This is a genomic window from Ferruginibacter sp., assembly GCF_031430955.1.
GTDB lineage: Bacteria > Bacteroidota > Bacteroidia > Chitinophagales > Chitinophagaceae > Ferruginibacter.
The window spans coordinates 1-7,896 of record NZ_JANPCM010000597.1; the positions used below are offsets into that span (position 1 = coordinate 1).

General features: G+C 36.7%; 8 protein-coding genes. 4 read left to right on the forward strand and 4 right to left on the reverse strand.

What is annotated here, in order from left to right; translation table 11 throughout:
• The coding region (locus ACY65O_RS16865; RefSeq protein WP_462222029.1) for an ATP-grasp domain-containing protein at window positions 1-975 on the reverse strand (975 nt) is incomplete at its 3' end.
• Window positions 976-1,167: 192 nt separating this feature from the next.
• On the opposite strand from ACY65O_RS16865, the gene ACY65O_RS16870 reads away from it, so the two are divergent.
• From ACY65O_RS16870 to ACY65O_RS16880, 3 genes are all read left to right on the forward strand, one after another.
• Window positions 1,168-2,013 carry a type 1 glutamine amidotransferase gene (locus tag ACY65O_RS16870; protein WP_462222030.1) on the forward strand — a complete coding sequence of 282 codons (846 nt, stop codon included), beginning with the start codon at window positions 1,168-1,170 and terminating at the stop codon, window positions 2,011-2,013.
• A gap of 93 nt (window positions 2,014-2,106) precedes the next feature.
• Window positions 2,107-3,300, forward strand: coding sequence for a hypothetical protein (locus ACY65O_RS16875; protein WP_462222031.1), 1,194 nt, complete (start codon window positions 2,107-2,109; stop codon window positions 3,298-3,300).
• A gap of 90 nt (window positions 3,301-3,390) precedes the next feature.
• On the forward strand, window positions 3,391-4,383 hold the full coding sequence (locus ACY65O_RS16880) for a hypothetical protein (protein ID WP_462222032.1): 993 nt from the start codon (window positions 3,391-3,393) through the stop codon (window positions 4,381-4,383).
• A 15-nt stretch (window positions 4,384-4,398) separates the two neighbouring features.
• On the opposite strand, the gene ACY65O_RS16885 is transcribed toward ACY65O_RS16880, so the two are convergent.
• From ACY65O_RS16885 to ACY65O_RS16895, 3 genes are read right to left on the reverse strand one after another with little or no spacing between them, the layout of a single operon-like run.
• A complete protein-coding gene (locus tag ACY65O_RS16885) occupies window positions 4,399-5,628 on the reverse strand; it encodes a hypothetical protein (protein ID WP_462222033.1) in 1,230 nt (409 codons plus the stop codon).
• On the reverse strand, window positions 5,625-6,062 hold the full coding sequence (locus tag ACY65O_RS16890) for a Rieske (2Fe-2S) protein (protein WP_462222034.1): 438 nt from the start codon (window positions 6,060-6,062) through the stop codon (window positions 5,625-5,627). The genes ACY65O_RS16885 and ACY65O_RS16890 overlap by 4 nt, the downstream gene beginning before the upstream one ends.
• A gap of 2 nt (window positions 6,063-6,064) precedes the next feature.
• A complete protein-coding gene (locus ACY65O_RS16895) occupies window positions 6,065-7,264 on the reverse strand; it encodes a di-heme oxidoredictase family protein (protein ID WP_462222035.1) in 1,200 nt (399 codons plus the stop codon).
• Between the two features lie 104 nt (window positions 7,265-7,368).
• Here ACY65O_RS16895 and ACY65O_RS16900 point away from each other — a divergent pair.
• On the forward strand, window positions 7,369-7,896 hold a 528-nt coding region (locus tag ACY65O_RS16900), incomplete at its 3' end, for a metal-dependent transcriptional regulator (protein WP_462222036.1).

Below are 7,896 nucleotides of genomic sequence, written 5' to 3' on the forward strand. Positions count from 1 at the left end.
CCTGCATTGTACCGATGGAGAAGTTTTTATTGCGCCTTCTACAAATGCTTCCACAATGCCTCCCATCTCATTAAATTTTTCTAAAAAAAATACTGCACTTAAATCTTTTGCAACAGGTACAATTTTTTTATGCAGGTTGTAGTGTATCCAGTTAAACATTTCTTTTTTATTAAGCCCTTCAGGATATTTTATTATCGCATTTCCTTCTCCTGAAAAACCATCATTCAATTTTATTACTGCCTTTTTTAATTCGGGATACATATCTTTTAATGCTGCCACCGCATGCACAATATCTTCATAGGTTTTTAAATCTTCTGCTCCCGGCGGCATTGGCACACCTGTCTTTAAAAAAATTTTTCTGCCACCACTTTTATTGCCGAGGCTAATTAATAACGGATCGCAGCCGTAAATGGGCATGCCCAGCCTTACCGCTAAAGTTCTCTCGTAATTTGTGGTATTAAAACAGGCAATATGTGCCACATGCCCAAAAGGAATATGTTGTTTTATTCTTTCTATTAACCTTGGCCGCTGTAAAATTTTTTGTGTTAATGCAACAGGGGCAATATCATAACAACTGAGCATCGTTAATCTTTCTCTTGCATGATAACCTGTAATGCCGGGCAGCAAATGCAAATAATAATCAATTATAACCGGATCAATTGGCGCACTGCTTACGTACACCACATGCGTACGGGGCATACGCAGCAACATCAGCAAACACAATAATCTTTCTTCGTAATGCATTGCCCCATCTACTTTTGCCAAAACTTCCTGATCGAGTGTAAGGCTGGGTATTACAACAATCGTTTTGGGCGCAAAATTATCCGGAAAAAATAATTCAAACTGGTTGCTAAAACCTTTTTGTATTATTTCAAATTGTTTTAATTCATCTGCACTGCCAGGTGCAGGCTGGCAGGTAGTACAATAATTAAACAACAATTTATCGTGGTGTAAATGTGGTTGGCTTATAACCATATTGTAATAAAATGTTACACAAGATGCTGAAAACAACAGCACAAAACACTGAGATTGGTCATTAACTTAACGGAAATATATCATGCTTTTATTTTTTTGTTCTTAGATAAACACCATTTAATTCACATATCGTTAGTAACTTAAATGGAGTAAAGCAAATCCCGTCTTTTAAAAAAATGTTATGTTTGCATAATGAATTGGACTGATAAAAAAGCAGTACGAGTGGCAATTTTAGACATGAATGAAGGCAAGTCCAACCAGGGCATGCGTTGTATCCGTGAAATTTTAAATCAGTTTGGTGATACCAGTAATATTGATTTGGAATGGGATGAATTTGAAGTGAGGTTGCAACAGCAAATACCGGCATTAGATTACGACATTTACATCAGCAGCGGCGGCCCGGGCAGCCCTTTAGAAAGTGAAGGCAGCGAATGGGAAAAAATATATTTTAACTGGTTAGATAATTTGATGGTGTGGAATGCCAATGATGCTAATGTTATAAAGAAAAAAGTATTTTTTATTTGTCATAGCTACCAGTTGGCCTGCAGGCATTTTAAAATTGCCACGGTTTGTAAAAGAAAAAGCACAGCTTTTGGTGTTTTTCCCATGCACCTTTTACCTTCCGGAAATGATGAAACGGTTTTCAGCGGTTTAAAAAATCCTTTTTATTCGGTTGACAGCAGGGATTACCAGGTGGTAGAACCCAACCACAATAAATTACACCAGATGGGTGCCGGCATTTTAGCCATAGAAAAAGAGCGGCCGCATATTCCATTAGAAAGAGCCATCATGGCGATACGTTTTAACGAAAATATGATTGGTACACAGTTTCACCCCGAAGCTGATGCCGTGGGTATGAGCATGCATTTGCAAACAGCCGATAAGAAAAAAACAGTGATAGAAAATTACGGGCAACAAAAATGGGAAGCCATGATCGATCATTTAAACGATCCCGATAAAATAATGTGGACCTACGCTCACATACTCCCCAATTTTTTAAATCAGTCTGTAGAAAACATGCAGCCGGTTGCAGTTTAATCCAAATTTTTTCTCTTAATTTTTTAAACTTTTCAAATGAACTTTATTGTTTATTTTTAATGCAGTTATTTATTTACTGTAAAAATTCATTACATGATAAAGGAATTAAGGCAGCAATTCAACAGCAGTTTCTCTAAAGAAAAATACGAAACGTACATTAAAGAAATAGAAGCATTGCATCCAAGTGCTTTAGATTTCAGGGTTGCAGAAACCCCTATTTTTATCGCGAAAGATTTTACAAAAAAAATGCTGGGTGCCTGCGAAGATATTATTGATGTGATTGTTGATGAAAAATTTATTACAGTTACCGAAAGAGGCATTCCTGCAAATGTAAAAGTGCCCCATCAAAATGGTCATTCACACTTTATTGCTTTTGATTTTGGAATTTGTCAGAATGATAACGGCCAGCTGGAGCCGCAGTTGATAGAAATGCAGGGCTTTCCCACCCTCTTTGCTTTCCAGGCTTTTCACAGCGAAATAACTGCAGCATATGCTGATTTACCTTCAAACTTTTCTGCTTACTTAAACGGTTATGATAAAACTGCTTATTTAAAATTGTTTAAGGAAATTATAGTGGGAGATCTAAATTCTGAAAATGTAATATTGCTGGAAATATTTCCGGAGCAGCAAAAAACAAGAATAGATTTTTATTGTACCGAAGAAGTTTTGGGTATAAAAACGGTTTGTCTAACTAAACTAATTGCCGAAGGCACAAAATTATTTTATGATAACAATGGTGTAAAAACTCCCATCAAAAGAATTTATAACCGTTTAATTTTTGATGACCTGCAAAAACAGGAAGGGCTTGGAGAAATTATTGATCTTACCAAAGAATATGATGTGGAATGGGTGCCGCACCCCAATTGGTTTTACCGCATCAGTAAATTTACTTTACCATTTATTAAAAATGCATATGTACCGCAAACTTATTTTTTAAATGAACTAAAACAAATGCCTGGTGATTTAGAAAATTATGTATTGAAGCCTTTATTTTCTTTTGCAGGCATGGGTGTGGTAATTGATGTAACACAAAAAGATATTGATGAAGTAAAAGACCCGGAGAACTGGATACTGCAACGCAAAGTAAAATATGCAGATGTAATTGAAACACCGGATATTCCTGCTAAAGCAGAAATTCGTTTATTTTATTTTTGGAAAGATGGGTGGGCAAGACCAAAAGCTGTACACAACCTTTCAAGATTAAGTAAAGGGAAAATGATTGGTACAAGATACAATAAGGATAAAGAATGGGTAGGTGGTACCGTGGCTTTTTTTGAAGCCCCCTAACCCCCTGAAGAGGAAATCATAAAGTAATTAATTTATTGCTCTTGAAAAAAATACTCAACATTCAATAATCAATGTTCAATTAAAAAACAAATGAAAAACGGCTCAGCAAGATTTGAATTCTTTCTTACACAACTGCAAACTTTATTAACCAAATCTGCCAAACAAAAAAATCCTGCATTATGGTTATACCAGAATAATGTACGTACGCCATTGTTTATGCTGGAGGGTTTGGCAAAAATGTACAGCAGCATACACAATAAAAAAAAGTTTGCCAAACTAAAAGAACATTTTAAACTTTTAGAAGATGTGCTGGGTGCAATAGATTATTACGATTCTTTTGCAAAAGAATTCAGCAAAAATAAAACCATACCTGCGGCAGTTACCAATTACCTGCAGGCGCAGGCTAGAGAAAAAATACAAAGCCTGAACGAATTGCTTGTTGAAAAAGAATGGTTGGGTGAAAATGCAGACCGGGTAAAAAAGATACAAAAAAAACTGGAAGAAGCTGACTGGCTGAAAGAAGAAAAAGAGGTTGAAGCTATAAAAGATTTTTATGGAGAGGCTATTTACGGAATTGTGGAGTTTACTGCTAAAACTAAATTTCATTTTGATAACGTTGAAGCTGATGTTCATGAACTGAGAAGAAAATTAAGATGGCTGAGTATTTATCCGCAGGCATTTCGGGGTTGTATTCAATTGAGTAAATCAAAAACTGCTGCAAAACGTTTATCTAAATATCTCACTGAAGAAATTGTTACTTCTCCCTATAATAAAATGCCTGATGCCGGCGATGCTGCATATTTTCTTTTACTTGATAAAAATTATTTTTATTCTTTAAGCTGGCTGATTGCAGAACTGGGCAAATTAAAAGACAGTGGATTAAAAATTGTTGCTGTTAAAGAAGCCCTGCAACAAACAGGCACTTCAAATGAGGAAGAAGCTTTTAAAAAAGCTTACCAATTGTTAGATAAAAAGCAACCCAAACTGCAGCAACTGTTAGATGATGCAGAAAAAGTTTGTAAAATATATTTTAGTGAACATAACCTGGAGCATTTAGTAATTGGTACAGCGGCTGCAAAATAAATTTAATTTCAACATTTAAAAATAGGTAGATACTCCAAAAATAAAACCTCCGGTTTTTGCAGGCGGGTTACCTAAAATATCTTTTTGCTGCTGATGCCGGTAATTTAAGCGAAGCACTGTTTGTGCTGTTGGCCTGAAACTTATTGCCGGCATAATGCTCCACAGATCTTCTGCAATATTACCTCCGGTGCTCGTGAATTTTCCTTTGTTCCAATCCACATATTCAAAGCGGCAGGCAATATTGACTGTTGCTTTATCCCAACCAACCATTTTTTTCTTTAATACCGGTTGTACAATATCAATAAAGCCGCCCTGCTGTTTGTTACCAAATTGTTGTGTAAAAGTAGCAGGCACATTTATTTTTATCCATGCCCATTCGCCGGTAATAAATGTATTAAGTTTTGATATGGTACTGTTGAAATCAATTGCAAATACATCTACGCTTCTTTTATCATCTATTTGCAAACCATCATCCTGAAATTTATTGTACACACCACCCATGTACGACAAACCCAGCTCTCCTATTTTATTATTTCTTACCGCAACCTTTCCGGTAAACAAAGGCAGCCCGCTGTTTATTTCTTCAAAACGTTCTGTATTATTTTTAGCTGCAGGTAAAAAAGTTTTATTTTCTGCATTGTCAATAATAGAATTATCAAAATTGCCGGAGAGATAGGCTTCGTAACCAAACATCCAGTCTTTATTGTAATGCTTGCCATACAAACCAAAACCTGCATTGCTCCATGTTGCAGGTAACATTTGTGTAGCAGCAACAGGCCGGTCAGTAAACTCCCACTTAGGCCCGTCATGATTTTGATTGAATGCACCAATCGGATTTAAGATCATACCGCCACGTAAATTCAGCAATGGATGCAATTCAATATCCAATGCGGCAAACTCCACAGCTATTTCTTTTCCGCCATCTTCAAATTCTATCTCACTTAAAAATTTTAATTTTTTACCAATGGTTGATGCCACAAATAATGTTACTCTTCTAAATTGAAATTGATGCCCTTCAGAAATACCATCGGTGCCTAAGTGCTGCCAGTTGGCTTCCATGTATCCTCCTAAAGAAACAGGCAATTTACCAACAGCAATAAATGGGCGGCTGTACACCGCATCCATGTTCATGGTTTTCTTTGCAGTATCTGCAGGTGTTTGTTTTAATAATGTTGGATCTATTTGTGCTTTTGCAATATTGCAATAAATAAATACAAATGCTGTGATGATACAAAATTTTTTCATACCGCTTTTAATGAAATTTTTAATTGATTGTTTTCTACCGTAACAGGAAATGTCCTCAGCTTTGCATCTGCCGGGCCATTTTGCACACCGCCAATATTATCAAATTCGCTGCCGTGTGCAGGGCATTGCAATTTATCCCCAAATACCTGCAGCTCTGTTCCCTGGTGTGTACAACGCATCCACAACGCAGTGTATTCATTTTCATTTTTGCGGTACACACAAATGGGATATTGCAAAATTTCATTTTGAACAACGATATATTTTTTGAAATAAATATTATTACCATTCTTAGTTTCAAAATCTGCAACAGGAATAATAATATTATCACCTGCAATTTTACCACTTAATAATTTTGTGCTGCTGCAGCTTTGCAAAAATGCTCCTCCGCCAATACAGGCAAAACCACAATTTTTTATAAAATCTTTTCTGTCCATTTTTATAACGATTTTAAAAAGTTGATCACAGCATTTTTTTCTGCCGCTGCAAGTTGATTAAATTTATTTTTACTTGAAGCTGCTTCGCCACCATGCAGTTGAATAGCTTCTTCAATAGTTTTTGCCCTGCCATCATGCAGCAAAAAAAATTGTCCGCCCTGCGAATTGGGTGATAAACCTAAACCCCATAATGGTGGCGTACGCCACTCAAAAGTTTTAGCATTACCCTCTGTATAGCCATCATCCAAACCTGCTCCCATATCATGCAGCAGTAAATCGGTATAAGGATGAAAAGTTTTATTTGATAATGAACTCACAGAAGAATTACCAGTTTGTAAAGTTTGTTTATGACAACCTTCGCAACCGGTTTGTATAAATAAATTTTTGCCCTGTACCACTTCTGCATCATTTTGATTACGCTGAATGGGTACTTTTAATGTTTGCAGATAAAAAACTACATCCTGCACCCTTTTATCAGGTACCTCAGGGTCAATATCCAAACCACTATAAACATCTTTTGGTGCAAAGGATGATGTAATACCAATATCCTGGTTGTAAGCATTTACAGTTTGATGCAGCAAATTAAATGCGGCTCCTTTTTTTCCAAAGCGGTGAATATATTTTCCATTTTGAGTTATTGAGTTTGTGTTTGGAGAAATAAAAGAAGGTAATGTTATCCAGTTGGGTACTCCTGAAATACCATCACCGTTTGCATCAGCAGGATCGGCCATTGCCAGGATATCAGCATCACTAACCAGTTCTAAAAAACCTAATCCCGTATTTGCCGGTGGAGTAAATTTAGAAAATGTTGCACCAGCAGGAATTTGTTCTGGCATAAAACCTGGCAATGCCCTGTTTTGTAATTGCGGCCCGCCCAAATGAAGAAATTTATTTCCAGTACTGTCTGTTTGCCCAAACCTGGTAAGTGTTGTAAAGGGATGCCCCTTTCCATCACCAGCATGGCAACCGCCACAACTCGTTGCAACGAATATTGAACCCAATCCTGTTTGGGTTGTAAATATCTCATCGTTAAAAGCAACATCACCTGCTAAAAACTGCCTGTTTTGTTCATGGCTTAGTCCGTCAACAGGGCCGTCTAATAAAGAATCGCCTGCCGGAGCCGCTGGCTGCAATTTGGAGCAGGCCTGTATAAACACAACAGCCATTAAAAGAAAACCCGCTACTGTATAAATTTTTTTCATCAGTAAAATATTTTAAAAATAATTCCTTGAGCAAAAATACATATTTAGGCTCACCTAATTTTATTTTTCAAAAAAAAAGTTCATTTTTGTGAAAAATATTTTACATGACATCGTTAGCCGAAGAGAATTACCTGAAAACTATTTACAAACTGCAGGAAAAAAATGGCGCCATGGTAAGCACCTCTGCCCTTGCAGAAAACCTGCAGATAAATGCTGCTTCGGTTACAGATTTTATTAAAAAGATGGCAGCAAAGAAGCTGATCAGCTACCAAAAGTCAAAAGGGGTAAGCCTTACAGAGCATGGACGACTGGTTGCACTGAATATTATACGCAAGCACCGCCTTTGGGAAGTATGGCTGGTTAACAACCTGGGATTTAAGTGGGACCAGGTGCATGAAATTGCCGAACAACTGGAACATGTGATAAGTGATGAACTGATTGAAAACCTTGACAAACATTTAGGCTACCCTAAAGCTGATCCCCATGGCGACCTTATTCCAGATGCAAAAGGGCGGTTTATAAAAAATACCAGTAAGCCTTTATTGGATTGCGTAAAAGGTGATAAAGTAAAATTTACAGGTGTTGCTGAGCACAGCAACAGTTTTTTACAATACCTCACCAAAAGTAATATT